At 70.8% G+C, this 25,739-nt stretch carries 22 protein-coding genes; 6 read left to right on the forward strand and 16 right to left on the reverse strand.

Annotation, left to right across the window (positions count from 1 at the left end; all coding sequences use genetic code 11):
- Positions 1-42 precede the first annotated feature (42 nt).
- From QWI33_RS06390 to QWI33_RS06415, 6 genes are all read right to left on the reverse strand, one after another.
- Positions 43-1,140 carry a branched-chain amino acid aminotransferase gene (locus QWI33_RS06390; RefSeq protein WP_289956041.1) on the reverse strand — a complete coding sequence of 366 codons (1,098 nt, stop codon included), beginning with the start codon at positions 1,138-1,140 and terminating at the stop codon, positions 43-45.
- A 181-nt stretch (positions 1,141-1,321) separates the two neighbouring features.
- A complete protein-coding gene (locus tag QWI33_RS06395) occupies positions 1,322-2,359 on the reverse strand; it encodes a 3-isopropylmalate dehydrogenase (RefSeq protein WP_289956043.1) in 1,038 nt (345 codons plus the stop codon).
- Positions 2,360-2,577: 218 nt separating this feature from the next.
- Complete coding sequence (serA, locus tag QWI33_RS06400; RefSeq protein WP_289956045.1) at positions 2,578-4,176, reverse strand: phosphoglycerate dehydrogenase; 1,599 nt, start codon at positions 4,174-4,176, stop codon at positions 2,578-2,580.
- 248 nt (positions 4,177-4,424) lie between these two features.
- Complete coding sequence (locus QWI33_RS06405; RefSeq protein ID WP_435367560.1) at positions 4,425-4,961, reverse strand: regulatory protein RecX; 537 nt, start codon at positions 4,959-4,961, stop codon at positions 4,425-4,427.
- Complete coding sequence (gene recA, locus QWI33_RS06410; RefSeq protein WP_353895422.1) at positions 4,936-5,988, reverse strand: recombinase RecA; 1,053 nt, start codon at positions 5,986-5,988, stop codon at positions 4,936-4,938. Before recA ends, QWI33_RS06405 begins: the two co-directional genes overlap by 26 nt.
- Before the next feature lie 162 nt (positions 5,989-6,150).
- A complete protein-coding gene (locus tag QWI33_RS06415; RefSeq protein ID WP_289956048.1) occupies positions 6,151-6,354 on the reverse strand; it encodes a DUF3046 domain-containing protein in 204 nt (67 codons plus the stop codon).
- Between the two features lie 112 nt (positions 6,355-6,466).
- Here QWI33_RS06415 and QWI33_RS06420 point away from each other — a divergent pair, with 112 nt between their 5' ends.
- Together QWI33_RS06420 and QWI33_RS06425 are read left to right on the forward strand one after the other, a co-directional pair.
- Positions 6,467-7,039 carry a TetR/AcrR family transcriptional regulator gene (locus QWI33_RS06420; protein ID WP_289956049.1) on the forward strand — a complete coding sequence of 191 codons (573 nt, stop codon included), beginning with the start codon at positions 6,467-6,469 and terminating at the stop codon, positions 7,037-7,039.
- Positions 7,040-7,295: 256 nt separating this feature from the next.
- Positions 7,296-7,754, forward strand: coding sequence for a DoxX family protein (locus QWI33_RS06425; protein ID WP_289956050.1), 459 nt, complete (start codon positions 7,296-7,298; stop codon positions 7,752-7,754).
- Positions 7,755-7,829: 75 nt separating this feature from the next.
- Here the strand turns inward: QWI33_RS06425 and QWI33_RS06430 are convergent, their stop codons facing one another.
- The 6 genes from QWI33_RS06430 to QWI33_RS06455 form a co-directional block, all read right to left on the reverse strand.
- Positions 7,830-9,881, reverse strand: a complete 2,052-nt coding sequence (locus QWI33_RS06430) for an Hsp70 family protein (RefSeq protein ID WP_289956051.1) — start codon at positions 9,879-9,881, stop codon at positions 7,830-7,832.
- A 376-nt stretch (positions 9,882-10,257) separates the two neighbouring features.
- Positions 10,258-12,390: a DEAD/DEAH box helicase gene (locus QWI33_RS06435; protein ID WP_289956052.1), complete on the reverse strand. Its 2,133-nt coding sequence runs from the start codon at positions 12,388-12,390 to the stop codon at positions 10,258-10,260.
- Between the two features lie 270 nt (positions 12,391-12,660).
- Positions 12,661-13,686, reverse strand: a complete 1,026-nt coding sequence (locus QWI33_RS06440) for a GNAT family N-acetyltransferase (RefSeq protein WP_289956053.1) — start codon at positions 13,684-13,686, stop codon at positions 12,661-12,663.
- A 68-nt stretch (positions 13,687-13,754) separates the two neighbouring features.
- The gene (locus QWI33_RS06445) at positions 13,755-14,786 is read right to left on the reverse strand and encodes a GNAT family N-acetyltransferase (protein ID WP_289956054.1); all 1,032 of its coding nucleotides are present in this window, start codon (positions 14,784-14,786) and stop codon (positions 13,755-13,757) included.
- 82 nt (positions 14,787-14,868) lie between these two features.
- Entirely contained in the window at positions 14,869-15,906 is a 1,038-nt protein-coding gene (locus QWI33_RS06450) for a GNAT family N-acetyltransferase (RefSeq protein WP_289956055.1), read from the reverse strand.
- Positions 15,903-16,931 (reverse strand): GNAT family N-acetyltransferase, encoded by a 1,029-nt coding sequence (locus QWI33_RS06455; protein ID WP_289956056.1) that lies wholly within the window; start codon positions 16,929-16,931, stop codon positions 15,903-15,905. The genes QWI33_RS06450 and QWI33_RS06455 overlap by 4 nt, the downstream gene beginning before the upstream one ends.
- Before the next feature lie 171 nt (positions 16,932-17,102).
- Between QWI33_RS06455 and QWI33_RS06460 the strand changes: the two genes are divergently transcribed.
- Both QWI33_RS06460 and QWI33_RS06465 read left to right on the forward strand, forming a co-directional pair.
- Entirely contained in the window at positions 17,103-17,714 is a 612-nt protein-coding gene (locus QWI33_RS06460; protein WP_289956057.1) for a SigE family RNA polymerase sigma factor, read from the forward strand.
- Entirely contained in the window at positions 17,707-18,876 is a 1,170-nt protein-coding gene (locus QWI33_RS06465) for a TolB-like translocation protein (protein ID WP_289956058.1), read from the forward strand. The genes QWI33_RS06460 and QWI33_RS06465 overlap by 8 nt, the downstream gene beginning before the upstream one ends.
- Before the next feature lie 60 nt (positions 18,877-18,936).
- Here the strand turns inward: QWI33_RS06465 and QWI33_RS06470 are convergent, their stop codons facing one another.
- The 3 genes from QWI33_RS06470 to QWI33_RS06480 form a co-directional block, all read right to left on the reverse strand.
- On the reverse strand, positions 18,937-19,140 hold the full coding sequence (locus QWI33_RS06470) for a cold-shock protein (protein ID WP_289956059.1): 204 nt from the start codon (positions 19,138-19,140) through the stop codon (positions 18,937-18,939).
- Positions 19,141-19,290: 150 nt separating this feature from the next.
- Positions 19,291-21,165: an ABC transporter ATP-binding protein gene (locus QWI33_RS06475; RefSeq protein WP_289956060.1), complete on the reverse strand. Its 1,875-nt coding sequence runs from the start codon at positions 21,163-21,165 to the stop codon at positions 19,291-19,293.
- 141 nt (positions 21,166-21,306) lie between these two features.
- Positions 21,307-21,573 carry a helix-turn-helix domain-containing protein gene (locus QWI33_RS06480; RefSeq protein WP_289956061.1) on the reverse strand — a complete coding sequence of 89 codons (267 nt, stop codon included), beginning with the start codon at positions 21,571-21,573 and terminating at the stop codon, positions 21,307-21,309.
- A 104-nt stretch (positions 21,574-21,677) separates the two neighbouring features.
- On the opposite strand from QWI33_RS06480, the gene QWI33_RS06485 reads away from it, so the two are divergent.
- On the forward strand, positions 21,678-22,931 hold the full coding sequence (locus QWI33_RS06485; RefSeq protein ID WP_289956062.1) for a hypothetical protein: 1,254 nt from the start codon (positions 21,678-21,680) through the stop codon (positions 22,929-22,931).
- A 5-nt stretch (positions 22,932-22,936) separates the two neighbouring features.
- On the opposite strand, the gene QWI33_RS06490 is transcribed toward QWI33_RS06485, so the two are convergent.
- On the reverse strand, positions 22,937-24,556 hold the full coding sequence (locus QWI33_RS06490; RefSeq protein WP_289956063.1) for an ABC-F family ATP-binding cassette domain-containing protein: 1,620 nt from the start codon (positions 24,554-24,556) through the stop codon (positions 22,937-22,939).
- A gap of 417 nt (positions 24,557-24,973) precedes the next feature.
- Between QWI33_RS06490 and QWI33_RS06495 the strand changes: the two genes are divergently transcribed.
- Positions 24,974-25,717, forward strand: a complete 744-nt coding sequence (locus QWI33_RS06495; RefSeq protein ID WP_289956064.1) for a M23 family metallopeptidase — start codon at positions 24,974-24,976, stop codon at positions 25,715-25,717.
- Positions 25,718-25,739: the final 22 nt, after the last annotated feature.

Below are 25,739 nucleotides of genomic sequence, written 5' to 3' on the forward strand. Positions count from 1 at the left end.
GACCGGCAGGTGAGCGCCCCTGCCGCGGAAGGAAGGGCCCGGCTAGGCGACCTTGGTGGTCCAGCCGTGGGTGTCCTCGACGCGGCCGTGCTGGAGGTCGAGGATGGTCTGGCGCAGCTGCATGGTGAACTTGCCGGCCTCGCCGCCGTTGACCTTGAACTCGCCGCTGCGGCCCTTGACGGTGCCGACCGGGGTGATCACGGCGGCGGTGCCGCACGCGAAGGCCTCGGAGAGGGCGCCGTTCTCGGCGTCGTCGCGCCAGCGCGCGAGCGAGTAGTCCGTCTCGCGGACCTCCCAGCCGGCCTCGGTGGCGAGCGTGAAGATCGCGTCGCGGGTGATGCCGGGGAGGATCGTGCCGAGCTTCGGAGTGTACAGGACCCGCTCGTTCTCGTAGGCGAAGAACAGGTTCATGCCGCCGAGCTCGTCCACGTTCTCGTACTTGACGGCGTCGAGGAAGACCACCTGGTCGCAGCCGTGCTCGATGGCCTCGGCCTGCGGCAGGAGGCTCGCGGCGTAGTTGCCGCCGCACTTGGCCGCGCCGGTGCCGCCGGGTCCGGCCCGGTTGAACTCCTCGGAGACCCACAGGTTGAGCGGCTTGGGGCCGTTCTTGAAGTAGGCGGCCGCCGGGGAGGCGATGACCAGGTACGTGAACTCCTTGGCCGGGCGCACGCCGAGGAACGCCTCGGACGCGAACATGTACGGGCGCAGGTAGAGGCTGGCCTCCTCCTGGCTCGGCACCCAGTCGCCGTCGACGGCGAGGAGCTCGCGGATCGAGGCGAGGAACCACTCCTCGGGCAGGTGCGGCATGGCCATGCGCTGCGCCGAGAGGTTGAGGCGGCGGGCGTTGGCCTCGGCGCGGAACAGGCCGATGCCGCCGTCGGGGTACCGGTAGGCCTTCAGGCCCTCGAAGATCTCCTGGGCGTAGTGCAGGACCGCCGCGGCCGGGGAGAGCGTGAGCGGGCCGTAGGGCTTGACGGTGGCGCTGTGCCAGCCGCGTCCCTCGGTCCAGGTCATCTGGAACATGTGGTCGGTGAACACGGTGCCGAACACGGGGTCGGCGACGAGCGCTTTGCGCTCGGCGGCCGGGGTCGGGTTCGGGTGCGGCTCGTGCCGCAGGTCGGGAAGACCGTCGCTGGTCATTGATCTGTCCTTCAGTGCAAGTGGCTCGGGTGTGGTGCTGTATTTGGTCCTGATGCCTAACTTACCGCTCGTTCAGGTGGTCGGGCGGCGCGCGGCCCGGTCGGTCTCCGACACGGAAAAACGCCCGGCGAGTCGCTCTTGTCAGAGCGCTGGCCCGCCGGGCGTCGAAGCTGCTTGGGTGCTAGCTGAGCTGTCCGGCGACGTCGGCGGCTACTCGGTCGCCTACCTCGCCGGTGCGGATCTTGGTGCCGGCGTCGCGTCCGGCCAGTTCGCGCTCGACCGCGGCGTTCACCGCGGCGGCGGCGTCGGGGCGGCTCAGGTGCTCGAGCAGGAGCGCGGTGGAGGAGATCGCGGCGACCGGGTCGGCGATGCCCTGACCGGCGATGTCGGGCGCGGAGCCGTGCACGGGCTCGAACGTCGACGGGTGCGTGTGGTCGGGGTTGATCGAGCCGGTGGCGGCCAGGCCGATGCCGCCGGTCACCGCGGCCGCGATGTCGGTGAGGATGTCGCCGAACAGGTTGTCGGTGACGATCACGTCGAACGTGTGGGGCCGGTTCACCAGGAACATGGCGGCGGCGTCCACATGCTGGTACTCGGTGGTGATGTCCGGGTACTCGGCCGCGACCTCGTCGAAGGTGCGCTTCCAGAGGCCGCCGGCGTGCACGAGCACGTTGGTCTTGTGGACCAGCGTGAGGTGGCCGCGGCGGCGCTTGGCGCGCTCGAAGGCGTCGCGGATGACCCGCTCGGTGCCGTAGCGCGTGTTCAGGGACTCCTCGGTGGCGATCTCCGCCGCCGATCCGGTGTGGAGGTTGCCGCCGGCGCCGGTGTACAGCCCCTCGGTGCCCTCGCGGACGACCACGAAGTCGATGTCGCCGGGCTTGACGTCGGCCAGCGGCGTGGGCGCGCCCGGGTACAGGCGGCTGGGCCGCAGGTTCACGTACTGGTCGAACTCGAAGCGCAGCTTCAGGAGCAGCCCGCGCTCGAGGACGCCCGGCGGGACCGACGGGTCGCCGATGGCGCCCAGCAGGATCGCGTCGTGCTCGTCCAGTTCGGACAGGACGCTCTCGGGGAGGACCTCACCGGTGCGGTTGTACAGGCGGGCCCCCAGGTCGTACTCGGTCGACTCGTAGCCGGGAAGGGCCACGGCGAGCACCTTCTGCGCCTCGGCGATGACCTCTTGCCCGATCCCGTCGCCCGGGATGACCGCGATCCTGCTCATGCTGCCTCTCTGGTTTCGTCCTCAGTCGCTGACGCGAACTGGTGCCCCGCTTCCGGTCTGGGACCGGCCGGTTCCCCATCGGTCAGTACTTCCCGGGGAAACGCGGAATGCGGGCGAGTGCGTTCACCTTAACGCACCCGTCCCGCATTCCGACGAACGACTCTCAGCAGGTGGAACCGGTCCGGTGGACGCCGCGAAAGCGACGCACCGGACAGGCGCTAGTCCTGCAGGGTCACCGACTTGACGCCGCTCGCGCCGACCGACTCCTTGATGCGGCCGAGCAGCTCGGCCGGCACCGGGGCGTCGAGGGCCATCGCCATGACGGCCTCGCCGCCGGCGGCCTTGCGGGCCACCTGCATCGCGGCGATGTTGATGCCCAGGTCGCCGAGCGCGCCGCCGATGAGGCCGACGACGCCGGGACGGTCGGTGTAGCGCAGGAACAGCAGCGAGCCGTCCAGGTCGATGTCGAGCTCGAAGCCGTCGATCTCGGTCAGGCGCAGGCCGCCGTGCGGGCCGGGGCTGATCGTGCCCGAGACCGTGAGGCTCCGGCCGTCGACGAGCGCACCGCGCAGCGTCAGCAGCGTCTGGTACTCCGGCGACTCCTTCGAGGCGAACAGGCCGACCTCGACGCCGCGCTGGTCCGCCACGAGGGGCGCGTTCACGTAGGTGACGGAGTCGGCCACGTCCACGAACAGGCCCTTGGTGGCCGCGAGCTGGAGGACGGTGACGTCGTGGTCGACGACGTCACCGCGGACCTCGACGGTGAGCGACTGGACCGGGGCGCCGGTGAGCGCGTTGAACGTGCGGCCCAGGCGCTCGGCGAGCGGCAGGAGCGGGCGCACGTCCTCGTGGACGACACCCCCGGCCTGCACGTTCGCGGCGTCCGGTACGAACTCGCCGGAGAGGGCGAGGCGCACGCTCTTGGCGACGGCGAGGCCGGCGTTGTCCTGCGCCTCGCGCGTGGACGCGCCCAGGTGCGGGGCGGCGACCACGTTGTCGAGCGCGAACAGCGGCGAGTCGGTGCACGGCTCCTTGACGAACACGTCGAGGCCGGCGGCGGCCACGCGGCCGTCCTGCAGCGCGGCGGCGAGCGCCTCTTCGTCGATGAGGCCGCCGCGCGCGGCGTTGACGATCCGCACGCCCGGCTTGACCTTGTTGAACGCGTCCTCGCCGAGGATGCCCACGGTCTCGGGCGTCTTCGGCAGGTGGATCGTGATGAAGTCCGCGGCGGCCAGCAGCGTGTCGAGGTCGACGAGCTTCACGCCGAGCTTCGCGGCGATCGCGGGCTGGGCGTACGGGTCGTAGGCGACCACGTCCATGTCGAAGGCCTGCATGCGGGTGGTGACGAGCTGCCCGATCTTGCCGAAGCCGATGACGCCGAGGGTCTTGCCCTGGATCTCGACACCGGTGAACTTCTTGCGGTCCCAGCGCCCGGCGCGCAGCGAGGCGTCGGCGCGGGCGATGTGGCGGGCGCTGGCGAGCAGCAGCGTGATGGCCTGCTCGGCGGCGGAGACGATGTTGGAGGTCGGCGCGTTGACGACCATGACACCGCGCTCGGTGGCGGCGGGCAGGTCGACGTTGTCGAGCCCGACGCCGGCGCGCGCGATGACCTTGAGCTTCGGCGCGTGCTCGAGCGCCGCGGCGTTGATAGTGGTGGCGGAGCGGACGATCACGGCATCGGCCTCGACCAGTGCGGCGTGGAGGGACTCCACGTTCGTACCGTCGATCTCCCGGACGTCGAAGTCTCCGGAGAGCACTTCGACCGCGGCGGGAGCGAGCTGGTCGGCAATGACCACGACAGGTTTCGGTTCGGTCATGGATACCTCGCAAAGGTGGAGAGACGGAGGACCGGGCGCGGCGCTGCGTCGTCGCGGCCAATGGTATGTCCAACGCGTTAACGGCTCCTTACCGACCTGCCGCATTCCGAATCCTGGAACACCTCTCGCATGTCAGGCCCCACAGGTCACGGCCGAGGCGGCGCGCACCTCACGAGTCGCGTTCCGCTTCGTGAGACCCGGACGGGCGGGCGCCCGCCCACCGCTCCTCCGCGATCCGGGGAGCGCGGTCACTCGAAGTGGGCGTCCTCGTCCAGGAGCTCGGCCGCGTCGCTCTCGGCTTCGGCGAGCACCTGCTTGACGACCGGGATGGCCACGCCGGAGCCGTAGCCCTTGCGCGCGAGCATCCCCACGAGCTTGCGGAGCACGGCGTCGTCGGTCTGGCCCGCCAGGGACCGGTAGCGGCGCCTCGCCAGCTCCAGCGCGGCCTCGCGCTCGTCGTCGTCGCTCACCTGCTCCACGGCGGCGTCCACGAAATCGGGGTCGACGCCCTTGCGGCGCAGCTCCCCCGCGAGGCTCCGCTTCGAGAGGCCGCGGCTGCGGTGGCGGGACTCGACCCAGGCGCGGGCGAACACCGCGTCGTCGATGAGGCCGACCTCGGCGTAGCGCTCCAGGATGTCGGTGACGATCGACTCCTCGAAACCCTTGCGCCGCATCGAGTCACCGAGTTCGGAGCGCGTGCGGGGCCGGCCCGACAGCAGTTGGAGACAGTACTGCCGGGCCGCCTCGGGGTCGTCCGGCTTAGAAGTCGACCGGGGGTTCTTCAATCTCGACCTCGCTCGGGGCGTCGGCCGCGGCGGCGTCGACGCCGAGCTTCTCCTTGATCTTCTTCTCGATCTCCAGGGCCAGGTCCGGGTTCTCCTTGAGGTTGGTCCGGGACTTCTCCTTGCCCTGGCCGAGCTGGTCGCCCTCGTACGTGTACCAGGCGCCCGACTTCTTCACGATGCCGTGCTCGACGCCCATGTCGATGATCGAGCCCTCCTTGGACACGCCGTGCCCGTAGAGGATGTCGAACTCGGCCTGGCGGAACGGCGAGCCGACCTTGTTCTTGACGACCTTGACGCGGGTGCGGTTGCCGACGGCCTCGCCGCCGTCCTTGAGCGTCTCGATCCGGCGGATGTCCAGGCGCACGGAGGCGTAGAACTTGAGCGCTTTACCACCGGCGGTGGTCTCCGGCGAGCCGAACATGACGCCGATCTTCTCGCGCAGCTGGTTGATGAAGATCATCGTGGTGCCCGTGTTGTTCAGGCCGCCGGTGATCTTGCGCAGGGCCTGGCTCATGAGCCGGGCCTGGAGGCCCACGTGCGAGTCGCCCATCTCGCCCTCGATCTCGGCGCGCGGCACGAGCGCGGCCACCGAGTCGATGACGATGAGGTCGACCGCGCCGGAGCGGACCAGCATGTCCGCGATCTCCAGGGCCTGCTCGCCGTTGTCCGGCTGGCTGACCAGGAGGTCGTCGACGTTGACGCCGAGCTTCTCGGCGTAGATCGGGTCGAGCGCGTGCTCGGCGTCGATCATCGCCGCGACACCGCCTTCGGCCTGCACGTTCGCCATGGCGTGCAAGGCGATCGTGGTCTTACCGCTGGACTCGGGGCCGTAGATCTCGATGATGCGGCCCTGCGGCAGGCCGCCGACGCCGAGCGCCACGTCGAGCGCGATCGAGCCGGTCGAGATGGTCTTGATGTTCTGCTTGGGCTTCTCGCCCAGCCGCATGACCGAGCCCTTGCCGAACTGCTTGTCAATCTGGGCCAAGGCGAGATCGAGCGCCTTGGACTTGTCCTGAGCGGAGTTCATCCCGCCTCCCCTGGTTCCTGTCTGCTTAGCCATGGTGAACACGGTAGTCGCACCCACCGACAACCTAGGTCAACGGCTTGTTCGAACAGGGCACATCTGACAGAGATGAGGAGACCGCTGATCCCGGGGGCGGTGCGCCCGGGGCCGTCAGCCCACCGTCCGTCAACGGACGAGGCGGGAGGGAATCCGCTCGGGCCAGGCGCGGCAGACGGCCATCCACACGGCCTTGGCGTTCTCGCCCTCGGCGAGCGCCTGGTCGATCGTGCGGCCGCCGAGCTGTCCGAGGGAGTGGTCGGCGGCGACCGACCGGGCGTACGCGGCCCCGAAGGTCTCGTTCATCCGATCCCAGAAATCGCTCAGCTTCATGCGCCGCTCCCCCGCTTCCCGCACCTTCCGGTGCGCCGTACCCGCCGTTCCACAGGGACAACGGTAGGCGACTCCGTGGGTAGGGGCCGACCACGGGTGGCAAGATTGCCGGGTGCCTCGCGTCAGCCAAGAACACCTCGACTCCCGCCGTCAGCAGATCCTCGACGGCGCCCGCTCGTGCTTCGCCAAATACGGATACGAAGGGGCGACGGTGCGGCGGCTGGAGGAGGCGACGGGGCTCTCCCGCGGGGCGATCTTCCACCACTTCCGGGACAAGGACGCGCTGTTCCTGGCCGTGGCCTCCGTCGACGCGGCGGAGATGGCGGCGACGGTGGCCGAGCGGGGCCTGGTGGGCGTGATGCAGGACCTGACGACGGGCGCGGACAAGCCCGAGACCGCCGGCTGGCTCGGCACGCAGCTGGAGGTCGCGCGGCGGCTGCGCACGGACCCCGAGTTCGCCGAGGCGTGGGGGCGGCGGCGCGAGGCGATCGCCGAGGCGAGCCGGGAGCGGCTCGAGCACCAGCGCGAGATCGGGGTGCTGCGCACGGACGTCGACATCGAGGTCCTGGCCGGGTTCCTGCACCTGATGTACGACGGCCTGGTGCGCTACCTCGCGACCGGACGGGACGACCTCGACATCACCCGCATTCTCAGACTCGTCGAAGAGGCCGTGCGCCGCCACTGATCGGTCCTGCATCGACGGTGCCGGGGGTGCATTGTGCCCGCCTTCCCGGCGTTTGTCACTACTGCGCGGCGACGCAAAACGCGCACAGTATTCCTCGACGGCAGACATTTACATCCATCATTACATTTTGCTAAACTTCTCCCTTAGTTGAAAACTCAACCAATGTCGCTTCCGGACCGCGCCGCGCGGTCGGACGACCGCACCGCAGCGCCTCTCTCCGGCCGGTCGCGACTCCCACCCCTATTGGAGGACATACATGATCACCCGACTCCAACCGATCGGGCTCCTCATCGGACGCGTCGTCCTCGGCGTCGTCTTCATTGCACACGGCTGGCAGAAGTTCAACGAGAACGGCATGGAAGCGACCGCGCAGGGCTTCGAGGGCTTGGGCATCCCGGCACCCACACTCTCGGCCTACTTCACCGTGGGGGCCGAGATCATCGGCGGCGCGCTGCTTATTGTGGGAGCGCTCCTACCGCTGGCGGGGCTCTGGCTCGCCAGCGTCATGCTCGGCGCGATGTACTTCGTGCACCCGCTCGACGGCGCGTTCTTCTCCCAGGAGGGCGGCTACGAGTACGTGCTCCTGCTGACCGCGCTCTCCATCGCCATCGGCTTCTCCGGCGGCGGCGCGCTCGCGGTCGACTCGCTGTGGCTCAACAAGATCGGCGAGAAGAAAGAGGAGGACGAGCCGGTCCGCGCCGAGAGCATGGCCTGACCTCGCCCCACCTGACCCCGGAGCCTCCGAGCGGTGCCCGCTCGGAGGCTCCGGGCGCTCAGGAGCGCGAAGGGCTCAGCACGCCGCCAGTCCCCCGACGGAGTTCAGGTCCGCCGGGTCGATCACGAGCCACACGAACGGAATGTAACCGCGGCCTTCGGAGAGCTCCACCTCGATCATGAGGTCCGACGCGTCCTTGCCGGGGTGGTAGTCCCAGAAGCCCTCCCCGGCCTCCTCGCCCCTCGGGTCGATGACCTCGGCGGCCGTGTAGCAGGCGAGTTCGAACTGCTCGCCGACGTCGGCGTAGTCGACGGCCGCCGAACTCTCAGGGGTGCCGCGGATGCCCGGACTGCCGCCCTGGTTCCGGCAGTACGTGCGCGACTGCGGGCAGTCCCACTGCACGGTCCCCGTGACGACCGCCGTGTCGGCGACCCCCGTGACCGGTTCGCTGCCCTCCTGCGGACTGTGGATGGAGTAGAAGTAGGTGTCCGAGGCGTTGAGGCCCTCCAGGGTGAACTCGGCGCACGACAGGTCCTCCACCGAGCCTTGGGAGCTGGAGCCGGTGAAGTCGACGCGGCAGCCCGTCGAGTCCGGGTCGGCGTCGGTGGTGATGGTCAGCGTGGCGACCCCGGAGACGACTTCGGTGACCTCGCCCGGCCAGGCGGGGAGGGCCGTATCGCTCTGCGCGGCATCGGATTCGGGCTCGATGCGCGTGCCCTCGCCGCTGGCGCCGGTCGGGTCCTCCCCGCCGGTCCCGTCGCCGTCGCGGCTCATCAGCTCGGCGAGGACCGCTCCGGTGAGGACGGCGACGAGCAGCGCGATGACGAACACGGTGAACGGCCGCGGGGAGCGCCGATCCGGTTGCGGCGCAGGAGGCTGCGGCACGAACCCGCTCAGCGGCGCGGTCGGCGGGCCCTGCACCGCAGCCGGGTCCGAGGCGGGCGTCAGGACGCTCGGCGCGACCGGGACCTGCGGGACGGGAGTGTAAGGGGCCGCCGGGGTGACCGGCGGCAGCGGAGCCGCGGGCGTCGGCGTCGGCGCAGCGTGGATCGCCACGGCGCCTTCGCTGACGACCAGCTCGGGCTGCTCGATGAGGGTCGGAGCGATACCCAGCTCCTGATGGATCATGGTGGCGGCCAAAGGCATCCGGCTCGCGCCGCCGACCATGAAGAGCCCTGCGAGCTGCTCGGGTTCGAGTCCGGCCTCACGGATCACGGCCCGCGTGATCGCCACGGCCTGGGTGAGCAGCGGGCGGGCGAGGAGTTCGAGTTCGGCGCGGGTGAGCATTTCGTCGACCGCGAATCCGGGCACCGCGATCTCCGTGCTGGTGCGCCGCGACAGGCGCTCCTTCGCTTCGCGCACTTCGTCGTAGAGCGCGAAGCGCTGGCGGCGGCGCTCCGGTCCGGCGTCGGGGTCGAGGAGGCCGGCCCACTGCTCGGCGCGCTCCTCGGACCCGGCGAAGCGGCCGCCGAGGTATTCCACGAGGGCCTGGTCGAAGTAGTGCCCGCCGATGCGGTCCGAGCCGTCCACGGCGAGCACGTCGTAGCCGGTGCCGGTGCGCGCCACGGCGCTCGCGTCGAAGGTGCCCGCGCCGAGGTCGAAGACGACGAGGGTCTGACCGGGCGCGAGTTCGCGGCCGAGGACGTCGGCGAAGTAGCGGGCGGCGGCGACGGGCTCGGGCAGCAGGACCGGTGACACGGCACCGGCGCCGGCGGCGGCGTCGCCGATGACGTGGCGGCGGGCCGGGCCCCAGCCGGCGGGGACGGTCACGGTGACCGAGCGCGGCACGCCGGCGACGGTGCCGCAGTCCGCGATCACTCGGCGCAGGACCGCCGCGACCGCTTCGCGGACGGGGATCTCCTTGTCGCCCAGGAGGATCGTGGGGACGTCGAGGCGCAGCTTCGGGTTGCGCTCGTAGCGTTCGGGATGGCGGCGGCCCTCGCGGGCGGCGTCGCGCCCCACCGAGATTGATGCCTCGTTGTCGAGATATATCCCTGAAGGCAGCAAGGGCGTGCCCTCGAAGAGCAGCTGGTGGCGGCGACCGTCGTCGCGCAGCACCGTCGCGACCGTGTGGTGCGTGCCGAAATCGATGCCGAGCGCGGCAGCCGTGCGAGGGGCGGAGTCCATGCCGAGCTTTCTGGGGAGGCGGATCGGGACCGCACCAGCGTACTCGGGCCGCCCGACGAGCGCATCGGTCGTCTTCGGCGGCAAGGAGACCGGTGCGGCGGCCACGCGCCCCGGACCATGCCCGGCCCCCCGAACGGTCATGGAGGTCGCCACTCCCGTGCGTGGCCTGAGAGCGGACGGCGGGCGTCCACGTCCACCCGCCGCTGCGATCCCCCTGGACGCTCACCGCCTCGCAGTGCGCCGGCACCAGACCACGCGCACGGCGACGAGGCAGCGAGCGTTCGGGGCGGGCCTTCAAGAAAACGCGAAGCGGCCCTGAGGAAACGAATTTCCTCAGGGCCGCTCGCTCAGTCAGATCGCCGTGATGCGGTGCTGCTTACCAGCGGTCGCGACGCTCACGGTCGCCGCGGAAGCCGCCGCCTTCACGGCTGCCACGGTCGTCGCCGCGGAAACCGCTGCGGGTGCCGCGATCGTCGCTGCGGAAGCCGCCGCCACCGCGGTTGTCGCGGTCGCCGTAGCTGCGACGCTCGCCGCCGCCGGAGTAGCCGCCGCTGCGGTTGTCGCCGCCGCGGTAGCCGCCGCCGTCACGGTTGCCCTGGTAGCCGCCGCTGCTGCGGTTGCCCTGGTAGCCGCCTTCGCGGTTGCCCTGGTAACCGCCGCCGGAACCGCCCTCGCGGTTGCCGCGGTAGCCGCCTTCGCGGTTGCCCTGGTAACCGCCGCCGGAACCGCCTTCACGGTTCCCGCGGTAGCCGCCGCCGTCACGGTTGCCCTGGTAGCCCCCGCCGGAACCGCCCTCGCGGTTGCCGCGGTAGCCGCCGCCGGAGCCGCCTTCACGGTTGCCCCGGTAGCCCCCGCCACCGCTGCCGCCGCGGTTGCCCTGGTAGCCGCCGCTGCGACGCTCGCCGCCACCGCGGTCGTCACGCTCGCGGCGCGGGCCGCGGTCGTCGCGCTCGCGGCGCTTCGGCGGGTCGAGGATCTCGCGCTCGGCCTGCTCGCGCAGACGGGCCGCCTGGGCGCGCAGGCCCTCGGCGTCCTCCTTCAGGCGCTGGATCTGCTGCTCCAGGCGCGCGGCCTCGGCATCGTTCTGCGAGGCCTGGTGGTCCGCCGCCACCGCCCGGAGGTCGGTGAAGTTGCGGGCGCCCATGAGCGCGGCCAGCTCGGTGTCGAAGTTGTCGCCCACGTGGTGGCGCTGGGCCTCCACGCCCGCACGCTCGATCAGGCTGAACATGCTGCGGTTCTGGTGCGGCAGCACCAGGGTCGCGACGTGCCCGGACTGGCCGGCGCGGGCGGTGCGCCCGGCGCGGTGCAGGTAGTCCTTGTGGGTCTTCGGCGGGTCGACGTGGAGGACCATGTCGACACCGTCCACGTGGATGCCGCGGGCCGCGACGTCGGTGCAGACGAGGGCGTCGAGGCGCCCGTTCTTGAAGCGGTCCAGGACCTTGGAGCGGTCGACCTGCGACATGCCGCCGTGCAGGCCCTCGGCCTTGACGCCCTGCTCGCGCAGTTCCTCGGCGATCCGGTCGACGGCGAGCTGCGTGCGGACGAACACCATCGTCAGGCCCGGGCGGGCGGCGACGGCGGCCGTCATCGTGGCCTTGTCGCGCGGGCCGATGAGCAGCAGGTGGTGGGTCATGGTGGTGACCGAGCCGGCCGACGGGTCGACCGAGTGGGTGACCGGGTCCTGCAGGTACTTGCGCACCAGGACGTCGATCTCCTTCTCCAGGGTCGCGGAGAAGAGCATGCGCTGGCCGCCGACGGGGAGCATGTCGAACAGCTCCTCGACCTCGGGCAGGAAGCCCATGTCGGCCATCTGGTCGGCCTCGTCGAGGATGGCGAGCTCGACCGAGTCGAGCGAGCACTCGCCGCGGCGGATCAGGTCGCGCAGGCGGCCCGGGGTCGCGACGAGCATGTCGACGCCGGAGCGCAGCGCGTCGATCTGGCGGTTGAACGCCGTACCGCCGCAGACGACCTTCATGTCGATGCCGACGGCGTCGCCGAAGGTCTGGAGCGACTCGGCGACCTGGATCGCCAGTTCGCGGGTCGGGGTCAGGATGATCGCGCGGGGCCGCTTGGCCTTGGTGCGACCGCCCGCGGCGAGGCGGGCCAGGGTCGGCAGGCCGAAGGCCAGGGTCTTGCCCGAGCCGGTCTGGCCGCGGCCGAGGATGTCGCGCCCGGCGAGGGCGTCGGGGATCGTCGCGGCCTGGATCGGGAAGGGCGTGATGATGCCCTGCTCGGCCAGTGCGGCGGTGATCTTCTCGGGCAGGCCGAGCTCTTCGAAGGACGGGCCGGTGTAGACCGGGACCTCGTCGGCCTCGACGGTGAACTCCGCGTCAGGAGTCGCAACCGCTTCGGTGGTCTCGACGGCCGCAGCGGTCTCGACATCGGCGGCCTCGACGGCTTCGACGGTCTCGACGGCGGCTTCGACCGGGGCGGGGGCCTCGGTCGCGACAGCGGTCTCGACGGCCTGCGCGTCGGTGGTTTCGGGGGTTTCAAGAGTTTCGAGTGCCATGTCGGATTCCTTCATGGCAGCATCGGGCACAATTTGGTCAAGAGTCATGGTTCGCCTTCCGCGAGAACGACTTCGTAAAGTGACGCACGTTCCGCGGAGCTTTGGTTCACCATGAGCCGACGGTGATGGGGCGGGACGCGCCTGATCGGGCCACTAAGAGGGCCAGCTATTGACAATAGCGGACCGCGGAGGGGGCTCGCCACCTCCGCGGTCGTCTTGTGCCTAGAGACACCATTTCGCGGCCGTGTCCCCAGGCGTGTCCTACTCGGTTCAGGCCTCGAACTTGCGCTGGAACTCGCCGCCGGCGTCGACGATCTCGTACCCGAGGGTCACGTTGATGTCGATCATCGGGGCGTTGACGTCGGCGTTGTCCGTCCAGATCGCACGGACGTGCGGGAAGTTCTCGCGCACCAGCCGCACGTTGACGATCTTGAGGAGCAGGCCCAGGCGGTGGCCGCGGTGGTCCTTGTCGACGATCGTGATGCCCTGGTAGGCGTCCGGGAACTCGCCGTCGTCGTGAATGAACACGCACGTGTTGGCGACGACCTCGCCGGTGCCGCGGTAGCGGGCGACGGTCTGGACGGTCTTCATGCCCATGGCCTCGCTGCGGTCCTGCTTGGCGGTCTTCAGCTCCGCGTCGATGGTCTCGGGTTCGAGCGCGAGTTCGCCGAGCGGGACCTCCGCGAGGATCGTGGAGTCGATGCGCGCCATCGTCTCGATGAGCTCCGCGGGGGTGCGCCCGACCCACGAGATGATCTCGTAGTCGTCGCCCGCGGCGGCCTCGGCCTTCTCGAGGAGGGCCTGCTCGGTGGCGGCGTCGAGGGCGTCCACGGCGCAGCGGCGGTTGATCCAGGTGAGCGCGAGCTTGAAGCCGTGCTTCTCGTTGAACAGCTGCCCGGCCTTGGAGCGCTCGTGCCCGCCCTCCCAGCTCATATGGGTGTCGAGGGTGAGGTCGGTGCGGCCGCGCTCGCGGGCGTACGCGATGTACGTGTCGACCAGGGCCGAGCCGATGCCCTTGCGGCGGTGGTCGGGGTGGACGTTGATCCAGGCCCAGGCGAAGTGCAGGTTGCCGCGGTTGGGCATGCCGATGCCGAGGAGGCCGACGACCCGGCCGTCCTCGACGGCGACGAAGTGGGCCTCGTCCTCGTCCGGCGGCGGGTAGCTCAGTCCCGCGACGAAGGTGGCGCGGTGCGGGGAGGGGTTCTCGGGGTGGTCCGCCGCGTGGACGGCGCACATGACGTCGAATGCGCCGGAGACGAGATCGCCGTCAGCGGGGTCGAGTTCGATGATTTCCATCTCGTCAGTGTGGACACCGGCGGTGACCTGGGCAACCGAATTTCGGATTCGGCGCGCGAGGTCCCGGCTCAGACGTCGGGGCCGCCTCCGACGGCCCTCTGGTGGATCCCGATGCGCTCCACCGGCGCAAACCCGAGGCGCTCGTTGACGGCGATCATCGGGGCGTTGGAAGCGGCGTTGGCGGTCCACAGCTCGGTGACGTCCGGGTGGTGCTCGCGCAGGTGGCGGAGGTTGGCGAGTTTGGCGAGGAGGCCGAGGCGGTGGCCGCGGTGGGCCGGGTCGACGAGGGTGATGAGGACGTGGCCGTGCCGGGCGTCGGGGACGTCGTACACGTCGACGCGGGTGTGCGCGACGACCTCGCCGGTGGCGCGGTGGACGGCGACGGTGTGGACCGGGGTCATGCGGTGGGCGGCCAGGACGGCCTCCTTGGCGCGGAACCGCGCGGGGTCGACCCGCTCGGGCGCCATGTCGAGGTCGCCCATCGGCACCTGCGTGAGGATCATCGCGTCCATGCGGCACATGGCGTCGAGGAGCTCGTCCGGGACCGGGCCGGTCCAGCTCCGGACCTCGTAGTCGCCGGACGCGGCCAGCGCCTCGTCCCAGAGGCGCTGCTCGGCGGCGTCGTCGGGGGTGTGGACGGGGAGGCGGCGGCGCACGAGGTCGAGGGCGAGGGTGAAGCCGTGGCGTTCGAGGAAGCGGGTGCCGTCGCCGGAGCGCTGCGGGCCGTCGTCGAGGGCGTAGATGGTGCTGAAGGTGAGGGTGCGGCGGTCCTCGGCGCGGCAGACCGCGAGGGCGTGGTCGAGGAGGGCGGTGCCGTGGCCTTCGCCGCGGTGGGCGGGGTGGACGAGGAGTTCGCCGGAGGCGGTGCCGGGGTTCTCGGGTGCGACGTCGAGGCGCAGGTAGCCGATGACGCGGTCGTCGATGGCGGCGGTGTAGTGGTGCACGCGGTGGCCCGGCCGCGGGTGGGCGATGGCGGCCGCGAAGTGGGCGGCGATGATCGGCTGGCCGCCGGGGGCGTCGGCGGCCCTGACGGTGGCGGCGAGGCCGGCGGCTTCGGTCATGCGGGCGTGGTCGTCGGGTCCGATCTCGGCGATGTCCATCGGGCGAGTATAAGAGGACGATTGCGAACGATTGGGGTGCAATCGATGTCGGGCCGGACTCGCGCCCGGCCCGACGGGTCGGTCAGGCGAGCTTGCGCTGGTAGCTGACGCAGGCGTCGACGGGGCGGAAGCCGAGCAGCTCGTTGATGGCCGCCATGTGGACGTTGGTGTCGGCGTTGCCGGTCCAGACGGTGGTGACCTCCGGGCGGTGTTCGCGGAGCCGGCGGTGGTTGGCGAGTTTGGCGAGGAGGCCGAGGCGGTGGCCGCGGTGGGCCGGGTCGACGATGGTGATGGCCTGGCGGGCGTGCGCCTCGTCGCCGTGTATGTAGATGACGGTGTTGGCGGCGATCTCGCCAGTGGGCCGGTGGACGGCGACGGTGCGGATCACCGTGTCGCCCTGGGCTTCCGCGCGGTCGTCGCGGGCGATGACGTACGCGGTGTCGATGGTGCGGGGGCGGAGGTCGACCTCGCCCAGGGGGATCTCGGTGAAGATCTGGGAGTCGATGCGGCTGAGCCCTTCCAGGTACTGCTCGGGGGTGCGGCCGGTCCAGGAGACGAGTTCGTAGTCGGCGGCGGCGCCGATCGACTCGTCCCAGAGGCGGGTCTCGGCGGCGGGGTCGACCGTGTCGAGGCGGAGGCTGCGGTCGATCTCGGCGAGGGCGGCGGTGAAGCCGCGCTTTTCGAGGAACCGCGCGCCGGTCTCGATGCGGGCCGGGCCGCCCTCGACGGCGATGCGGGCCAGGACGACCACTTCCGTGCGGACCTCTTCGCGGGCGGTTTCGAGGAGGCGTTCGAGCAGGGCCGTGCCGACGCCGCGGCGGCGGTGGTCGGGGTGGACGGCCATCTCGGTCTCGGCGTAGTGCGCGTTCTCCTTGCCCAGCAGGTGCATGACGAGGACCCCGGCCGCGGTGCCGCCGATCTCGGCGAGGTAGCAGCGGACCTGCGTGTCCTGCGGCGGCTGGGCGAGGAATCCGCCGAACCTGCGCCGGCCCTCGGGCGCGGTCTCCGGGTGGTCGAAGGCGCGCGCGGCTTCCTGGACGGCGTGGGCGCGGTCGACCGCGGGCTCGTCGGCCGGGTCGACGAGGCGGATCTTCAGGTCCGCCGGTCCTTTCCGGTTCATCGTGCCTCCAGCTTGAGCTGGTACTCGGCGTTGGCGTCCATGGTGGTGTAGTTGAGGAGTTCGTTGATGGCGATCATCGGGGCGTTGACGTCGGCGTTGTCGGTCCAGATGTACTCGACGCGCGGGAAGCGGTCGCGGATCTGGCGGAGGTTCGCGAGTTTGAGGAGCAGGCCGAGGCGGTGGCCGCGGTGGCCGGGGTCGACGATGGTGATGGCCTGGTGGGCGTCGCGGTAGTCGCCTTCGTCGACGGCGACCTCGGTCCATGCCACGATCTCGCCGGTGGCGCGCTCGATGGCGACGGAGTGGGCGATGATCCGCCCTTCGGCGGCGTAGACGGCCTCGCGGCCGCGGAGCTTCTCGGGGGTGACCTGCTCGGGCTCCATCTCGATCTCCCCCAGGGGGATCTCGCTGATGATCATGGTCTCCATGCGGCACATGGTGTCGAGCAGGTCGTCGGGGACGGGGCCGATCCATTGGCGCACTTCGTAGGCGTCGCCGGCGGCGGCGAGCGCCTCGGCGTACTGCTCGGCTTCGCGGTCGGGTCCGAGGGGGTCGACGGGGCTGCGGCGGTTGACGGTGAGGAGGGCCTTGCCGTAGCCGCGGGATTCCAGGAGCCGTGCGAAGTCCTCATTGCGCGCGGGGCCGTCCTGCCAGTAGACGGGGGCGCTGGTGAGGACGGTGGTGCGGCCGTGCTCGGCGCTGAAGCGCTCGGCGTGGTCGAGGAGGGCGGTGCCGATGCCGCGGCCGCGGTGGTCGGGGTGGACGGCGCTGAAGCGCAGCATCGCGAGTTCGCGGTTCTCGTCGGTGAAGAAGGTGAGGCGGGTGTGGCCGAGGAGGGCGCCGTCCTCGACGCAGGCGAACCAGTGGTTCTCGCGGCCGGGGAAGGCGTGGGTGAAGAGGGTCTTGAAGAACCGCTCGACGGGGACGGGGTTCTCGGGGGTGTCCGCGCGGTGGGCGGCGGTGAGCACGGCGAACGCCTGTTCCACGAGCTCAGGGGATTCGGGGTTCATTTCGATGATTTCCACTGGGACAGTGTGCCGTGTACCTCCGACTGTCTCAATCCGATATCGGTGGACGCCCGCGTACTGTCCGTTCGGTCAGTTGTGGCTGACCGTTCGTACGATGCGGACTCGTGGCGGTTTTCCCGTCTCTACAGATATCTCCACCTGTTCTCCCTTATAGAAACGGAACCGACCGTGACCGGATCGTCTGTCCCCGCTGGGGAGCCGCCGGGTCCCCCACCTTCTGGGGCGCCCACGAGGCAGAGCGAGTTCGAGGATTTCGTGCGGGCGCGGTCAGGGGCGCTGTGCGCCTCGGCGTACCTGCTCACCGGCGACCGGGGCCTCGCCGAGGATCTGGTGCAGGACGCGCTCGCCCGCACGTGGCGGTCGTGGAAGCGCCTGCACCGCACCGCGAACGCCGAGGCGTACACGCGGCGCACCATGTACCACCTGCATGTGAGCATCTGGCGGCGGTCGAAGGTCGCCGAAGTCGCGACCGAGGCCGTGCCGGAGCGGGCGGACGAGGAGCCCGACACGGCGCTGCGGCTGGCGGTGCACGCGGCGCTGCTGTCGCTGCCGGCGACCCAGCGGGCCGCGATCGTGCTGCGGTACTTCGAGGACCAGACCGAGGCCTCGGCCGCGGCCATCCTGGACTGCCCGGTGACGACGCTGCGCGCCCGCGTGCAGCGGGGACTGCGGCGGCTGCGCAACGGGTTCCCCGAACTGGTGATCGGAGGCGATCCGGGCACGCACCTGGCGCGCTGGGAGTCTGAATTCGCGAACACGAGGGGAGAGGCCAATGCCTGACTCGATCCGCGAAGTGCTGCATGGCATCGCCGGCGACGAGGGTCCTTCCCGGGACCTGGCGGCGGGCGCGTACCGGAGGGCCCGGACGATCACGCGGCGGCGGCTCGCCGCGGTCGCGATCACCGTCGTCGCGGGACTGGCGATGGCGGGCGGCGCGACCGCCTCGATCATCGACCGCGACAGGGTCGAGACGCCGCCGGTGGACGACCCCACCAGGGAGGCGACCGGGGCGCCGACCGATCCAGAGACGACGCCCGAGGAGGTGGCGCCCACTGGGGAGGAGACCTCCGGGTGCGAGGTTCCCGAGGACTGGTCGGGTTGGGGCGCTTCGGAATCGATGGGTGATCTCGACACGCTGCCCGACGGGCTGGTGTTCGAGGTGCGCTCGGACGGCATGGAGGCGGAGCCGGTCTTCGTGCGCTTCGAAGGCGAGGAGCCCCTGCAGGTCCTGCAGGACGGCGAGTACGCCGTGGCGCCCGACGGGAACCGGTTCGCGGTCGGGAGCGCCGACGAGTGCACCGGGACGCTGGCGACCCTCACCGGCGAGAAGCTCGACGAGCTGCCGATATTCACCGTGCAGTGCGCCCCGTCCTGGTCCCCCGACTCGGACCGGGTGGTGCTGAACATGGCGGACGCAGCGAGCACCGGGGGGTACCTGCTCGACGTGTCGACCGGCGAGGCGTCGTTCGCGGTGCCCGACGAGGTCGGCTGCTCGCCCCGCTGGTCGGCGGACGGCGAGTACCTGGTGAACTCGCGCGGCGAGGTCGCGATGCGGCCCGACGGGAGCGGCCGGGTGGAACTGGCCGGCGCGGCGGTCTGGCAGGAGGACGCGGAGTTCACCGGCCTGTCGTCGATCTCGGCGGATCTGAGCCGGGCGTGCCTGCAGTACGACGACGCCGAGACCGCGGAGGCGGGCCACACCCAGGCGAGCCGCTGCGACCGGTACGTGGACACCGCGACGGGCGAAGAGCTGGACCTGCCCGTGGCGGCGCAGAACCCGAACGTGGTGTTCCTCGCGGACGGCTCGATGATCGTCTGCGACGACCAGTACGGCCAGATCGTGCTGACCCTTGTGGACGGCGACGGGAACGTCGCGGACACGCGGACGCTGCCGGGCCAGAGTTCGGGCGGGACGATCCTGCGGGGCTACTACACCGGCTGACCCCGGACACCACAGAAGCCGCTGTCCTTCAATGAAGGGCAGCGGCTTCGGCCAGTTGCGTTAGAGCGCTCGCAGGTTGGCCGCCTGCGGACCCTTGTTGCCTTGCTCCACGTCGAACTCGACCCGCTGGTTCTCCTCGAGCGAGCGGTAGCCGCTGCCGGTGATCGCGGTGAAGTGAACGAAGATGTCCGGTCCGTCGCCATCAGGAGCGATGAAGCCGAAGCCCTTTTCGGAGTTGAACCACTTGACAGTGCCTTGCGCCATTACTGCGTTTCCTTGCGATGTTGATTGTCAGACCCGCCGTTGCACCCGCGCCGCGGAACGGCGCGGCCTGCGGCGGCGAGGCCTGTGCGTGCTGCCATTGCTGGCCTTTCACCACTTCGGCGAAGAATACTCCGAAACAGTTGCTGCACTCTACAATACTCCGGCTCCCTCGAACTGGGTCCTGTACAGCTCCGCGTAGAGGCCGCCGCGCTCCACCAGCTGCTCGTGCGAGCCCGACTCGGCGACGCGCCCGTCATCGAGGACGATGATCGTGTCCGCCCGCCGCACGGTGGAGAGCCGGTGGGCGATGACCAGTGAGGTGCGGCCTTCGAGGGCCGAGTCGAGGGCGCGCTGGACGGCCGCCTCGGACTCGGAGTCGAGGTGGGCCGTGGCCTCGTCGAGGATGACGATCGGCGGGGCCTTGAGCAGGACTCGGGCGATCGCGAGGCGCTGCTTCTCGCCGCCGGAGAACCGGTAGCCGCGCTCGCCGACGACCGTGTCGAGCCCGGATTCGAGGCGGCGCACGGTGTCGCCGATCTGGGCCCGGTCGAGGGCCTCCCAGATCTGCTCGTCCTCGGCGTCCGGCCGGGCGTAGCGCAGGTTCTCGCGCACGGTGTCGTGGAACAGGTGCGCGTCCTGGGTGACCATGCCGATGTGCCCGGCCAGCGAGGCGGCGCTGAGGTCGCGCACGTCGACGCCGCCGACCTCGACCGCGCCCTCGGTGACGTCGTACAGGCGCGGGACCAGGGTCGCGGTGGTGGTCTTGCCGGCGCCGGAGGGGCCCACGAGGGCCACGAGCTCGCCGGGGGCGACCTCGAAGGAGACGCCGTCGAGGATCTGGCGGCCGTTGTCCGAGCGGTCCGGCCGGGCCAGGTCCTCCAGGCTCGCGAGCGAGACCTCGTCGGCGCCGGGGTAGCGGAACCGCACGTCGCGGAAGCGGATCGAGGCGGCGCCGGCAGGGAGCTCGCGGGCGTCCTCCTTCTCGCGGATGAGCGGCTGGAGGTCGAGGATCTCGAAGACGCGCTGGAAGCTCACGAGGGCGCTCATGACGTCGACGCGCACGTTCGACAGGGCGGTGAGCGGGCCGTACAGGCGCGTCAGCAGCAGTGCGAGGGTGACGACGGTGCCGGCGCTGAGCTCACCGGCGAACACGAGCGCGCCGCCGAGCCCGTACGCGAGGGCCTGCGAGAGCCCGGCGACGAGGGTGAGCGCGACGATGAACGTGCGCGCGTACATCGCGGTGGTGATGCCGATGCCGCGCACCCGGTCGGCTTTGTCGGCGAACTCGCCGGACTCGGTCTCGGGGCGGCCGAAGAGCTTCACGAGCATCGCGCCGCCCACGTTGAACCGCTCGGCCATCTGCGTGTTCATGGCCGCGTTGAGGTCGAAGCCCTCCTTGGTCAGGGCCGCGAGCTTGCGGCCGACCCACTTCGCCGGGATGATGAACACCGGGACGAGCACCAGCGAGAGCAGCGTGATCTGCCAGGACTGGAAGAACATGACGCCGATGATGAGCGCGACCGCGATGCCGTTCGAGACGAGCCCGGAGAGGGTGCTCGTGAACGCCCGCTGCGCCCCCATCACGTCGTTGTTCAGCCGCGAGACCAGCGCGCCGGTCTGCGAGCGGGTGAAGAACGCGACCGGCATCGACTGGACGTGGTCGAACACGGCCCGCCGCAGGTCGAAGATGATGCCCTCGCCGAGCTTCGCGCCGTGCCAGCGCATGGCGAGGTTGAGGACGCCCTCGACCGCGGCGAGCCCGGCGATGATCGCGGCGATCGTGACGACGCCGCGCTGGGTGCCGTTCGCGCCGGTCAGCTCGTTGACGATGTCACCGGCGAGCACCGGGGTGGCGACGCCGATCGCGGCGATGAGCGTCACGAGTCCGATGAAGAACCCGATGTCGCGCCGGTAGGGCCTCGCGAAGCGGAGGATGCGGCGCTTCACGCCGCGGGAGAGTGTGACGCCTTTGAGGTCGTCCGCGCGCCGCATGGAGCGCATGGCGTCCCATCCGGCAGGTCCCATCGATGACACTGGGCCTCCTGTGTTCAGGTGTGCCCAAGTGCGTTCGTCGGCCGCGCTCGTCGTCTGCCTGCAAGGCGGAGCGGGGGGGCTTGGGCTGAAGCTGGTTCCTAGTCGAACCCTCAACGCCGTGCCCGGCCCGTTTTATTTCCGCGGGCCCTTCCGGGCGCCTCCCCGGGTGCGCAGCTCGGTGCCGGACTCGGCGAGGAGCCGGTGCACGAAGCCGTAGGAGCGCCCTATGGTTGAGGCGATGTCCCGGATGCTCTGCCCTTTCTCGTACTCGACGCTCACGAACTCCGTGAGCTCGCGGCGTTCGATGCCCCGGACCTGCCGGTTCGGGTCGGTCCTGGTCGACTCGGCCGCGGGGAGGCCGGACGCACCACTGCTGCGGGGTGGAACCTCTGGTGCCATGTGTCCTTTCCTATGCACGGAGGGTAATGAAGGTGCGTTGTGAAGTTTGCCGGAGTTTTCTCGCCCGGCGGTCGCTTGTGTCGGATACCCGATAGTTTCGTAACGTGACCGCACCGCAGACCTCACTCACCGACCGGGTCGAAGCCCTCGCCCCGGCCCGGCACCGCCACGGCCGCGTGCGTGACACCGGCATCTGGATCACGCTGCTGGTGGCGACGCTGACGCTCGCGTCGGTCGCGGTCGAGACCTCCTCGGAAGTGGTCGGCCCCTCGACGCTCCCCTGGTGGCCCGCGCAGCACCTCCAGTTCCATGTCACCGCAGGCATGGTGGTCGCGCCGCTCACCGCCGCGGCCGTCCTCGCGATCGCCTCGCGGCCCATGGCGGCGCGCATGTCCTGGAACACGCTCCTGGTGCTCTCGTACCTGGCCTCCATCACCTGGTCGGCGGCCCTGCACACCAATGTGGACCCCACGACGATGACGACGGCCACCGCCGGCGCGCGGCGGGCGATCGCACTCCTGGTCTCCTACACCGGATCCCAGGCGGGCCTGGCGATCACGGTGATCGCGATCTCCTGCCTGGCGGTGCCGCTGACGCTCGTCGCCGTCAAATCGGTGGCCGGACCCGTCGCGGCGCGGTCGCTCTCACCGATCCTCATCCTCGGGCCCTGGGCGGCCTGGACCACCCTCGGCATCGACGGCATCTCGGCGGCCGCCTGCGCGGCCGTACTCGCCTGCGGCGCAGTGGTATCGGAGCGGAAGGTCCGCGGCTCGGACGCGTTCTGGGGCGCGGCGGCGGCCGGCGGCATGCTCGGCATCGCGGCGCTGCTCTCCTACGGCGCGGCCTGGTTCGCGGTCTCGCTGCTCTGCATCTTCTTCGCGCGGCGCCGGTCCGCGCAGATCCTCACCGCGGCGGCATCGGCGCTCGCGGTGCTCGGTCTCGCTGCGGCCCTGGGCAACTCGTGGCCGTACGGGCTCGTCGACACCTACAACGCGGCGATCGGCGAGATCGCGGCGCACCCGGGCCAGCTGTGGTGGCTCGCGCTCATGCCCGCGCTCGTGTGCGTGGCGTGCGGCCCGGCGATCATCGAGAGCCTGCGGCGCTTCGGATCGAGCGCGGCGTGGCCGCTCATGATCGGGCCGCTCCTGGCGCTGATGATCGCGCCGCTGAGCGGATCGAACCCCGAGCAGCCCGAGTACGGGTGGATCGCCTTGTGCCCGTGGCTGATCGTCGCCGCCACCGCCCCGCAGACCCACGGCGCCCACGCCGGCAGGGCGCGCACCCGCTCGGCGCGGGTGCCGCTCGTGACGGCGGGCGCGGGCGCCTGCGCGGCGATCGTGCTCATGTACTCGGGCTGACCCGCTTACGCCAGCTCGACCAGTTCCATCAGATCGTCGGACCAGAGGTCCTCGTCGCCGTCCGGCAGGAGGATCGCGCGCTCGGGGCGCAGCGCCTCGACCGCGCCCGGGTCGTGCGTCACCATCACGATCGCGCCGGTGAAGCCGTCGACCGCGTCGAGCACCTGCTGGCGGCTCGCCGGGTCGAGGTTGTTCGTGGGCTCGTCGAGCAGCAGCACGTTCGCGCCCGAGCACACCAGGCTCGCCAGCGCGAGCCGCGTCTTCTCCCCGCCCGAGAGCACGTGGACGGGCTTGTGCACGTCGTCGCCGGGGAACAGGAACGCGCCGAGGATCTTGCGCAGGTCCGCGTCGGGGATGTCGGCGCCGGAGTCGGAGGCGGCCGACTGCATCTGCTCCAGCACGGTGCCGGTGTGGTCGAGCGTGTCGTGCTCCTGCGCGAAGTAGCCGATGCGCAGGCCGTAGCCGGGTTCGACCTGGCCGGTGTCGGGTTCGAGGGTCCCGGCGAGCATCCGCAGCAGCGTGGTCTTGCCCGCGCCGTTGAGGCCGAGGATGACGACGCGGGAGCCGCGGTCGATGGCGAGGTCGACGCCGGTGAAGATCTCGAGCGAGCCGTAGGACTTCGAGAGCCCCGAGGCGGTGAGCGGGACCTTGCCGCACGGGGCGGGCTGCGGCAGGCGCACGTCGGCGACCTTCTCCTGCAGCAGGTCCTCTTCGAGGTTGTCGAGCATCTCCTCGGCGCGGCGGATCATGCCCTTGGCGGCCTTGGCCTTGGTGGCCTTGGCGCCGAGCTTCGCGGCCTGCTTGGTGAGGGTGGCGGCCTTCTTCTCGGCGTTCGCGCGCTCGCGGCGGCGCCGTTCGGCGTCTTCGGCGCGCTGGCGCTGGTAGGCCGTCCAGCCGAGGTTGTAGGCGTCGATGACCGAGCGGGTGGGGTCGAGGAACCAGACGGTGTTGACGACCTCGTCGAGCAGTTCCACGTCGTGGGTGATGAGGACGAGGCCGCCCTTGTGGCCGGCCAGGAAGCCGCGGAGCCAGTTGATGGAGTCGGCGTCGAGGTGGTTGGTGGGCTCGTCGAGCAGGAGGATGCCGTCGCCGTCGTCGGAGAAGAGGATGCGGGCGAGTTCGACGCGGCGGCGCTGGCCGCCGGAGAGGGTCTCGAGCGGCTGGGCGAGGATGCGGTCCTCGAGGCCGAGCTTGGAGCAGATGCGGGCGGCCTCGGACTCGGCCTGGTAGCCGCCGCGGGAGGAGAACTGCTCTTCGAGGCGGGAGTAGCGGTTGACGAGCTTGTCGCGCTTGGCGTCGTCGGCGACCTCGGCGAGCGCGGCCTCGGTCTTGGCGAGGTCGGCGATGAGCTGGTCGAGGCCGCGGGCGGAGAGGACGCGGTTGGAGGCGGTCTGCGTGAGGTCGGCGAAGCGGGGGTCCTGCGGGAGGTACCCGAAGGGGCCGTTGTTCTCGATCTTCCCGGCGTAGGGCTGGGTGAGCCCGGCGAGGACGTTCATGGTGGTGGTCTTGCCGGCGCCGTTGCGTCCGACCAGCCCGATCCTGTCGCCGGGCTGGATCCGCAGATCGGCCCCGGACACGAGGATGCGCGAACCGGCGCGCAGCTCAAGACCGGTGGCAGTGATCATGTGGAGACTCCTTCAGGCGATGGCGGCCTTGACGGCGACCGGTGAGATGGCGGGCTGGTCTTCGAAGCGACGCTGCCGCAGACCTTCCAAGTTTAGGCGGCGTCGTACGTCACGGTCATGCCGATATCAGCCGCCCTGACAAATGTGAACGAGCACTCACTCCCGGTGATGCACCTCGTCCTTTCGGAGGAGGCGCGGCCGCCCCGGGGTGCCGACCTCTGCCGCAAGAGGACCAGTTCCGGCGTTGTATCGCCTGGTCGTGGGCTTGTTGTCCAATTCGGGTCTGTTACGTTTCCCCGCGCTATGGGCAAACATGACGACACCAGCGAATCCGCTGGCAGAGAAATGACCAGCCGCCGGCTTCGGGCCGTGCTTCGGCGCCGCCGCATTCGTCGCGAACGTCACAGTTGGGGCTTCGTGAACGGCGGGCTCGCCGCCGCGATCCTCGTCGGCTCCGGACTCGCGGCCCTTTCGGGGCAGAACGCCGCGGCGCAGGCCGCCGAGGCCGAGGACCAGCAGAACGACACGGTCGTCCAATCCGAGTGGCAGGTCGACTCCGTCCTGGCCGGGATGGAGACCGAGTGGGTGGCCGAGCAGGAGGCCCGCGAGGAGGCCGAGCGGGCCGCCGCCGAAGAGGCGAAGCGGGCGGCCGAGGAGCAGGCCGCGAAGGAGGCCGCCGAGCAGGCCGCCGCCGAGGAGGCGGCGCGCGTGGCCGCTGAGGAGGCCGAGCGGGCCGCCGCGGAGGCCGCTGCCGCGGCCGCTGAGGCGGCGAACCCGTGGACCGCCCCGTCCGACGCGCCCATCACCTCGTACTACGGGATGCGCGACGGCCGGCTGCACGGCGGCACCGACTTCGGCAACTTCGAGGGCGACGAGATCAAGGTGGTCGGCGACGGCACCGTGACGTACGTGGGCTTCGAGGCGGGCGGCTACGGCAACGTGGTCTACGTCGACCACGGCGACGGCCTCGAGACCCGGTACGCGCACGCCTCCGAGGTCCCCGTGAGCGTCGGCGACAAGGTCTCCAAGGGCGACACGATCATCCTCTCCGGGAACACCGGCGGCTCGACCGGCCCGCACCTGCACTTCGAGGTGCTGGTCGACGGCGAGAAGATCGACTCCCTCGCCTGGCTCGAGGAGCAGGGCCTCGAGGTCGGCTGACCCCGCGAGGACTTTCCTCTCC

Source organism: Glycomyces tritici, from assembly GCF_030403505.1.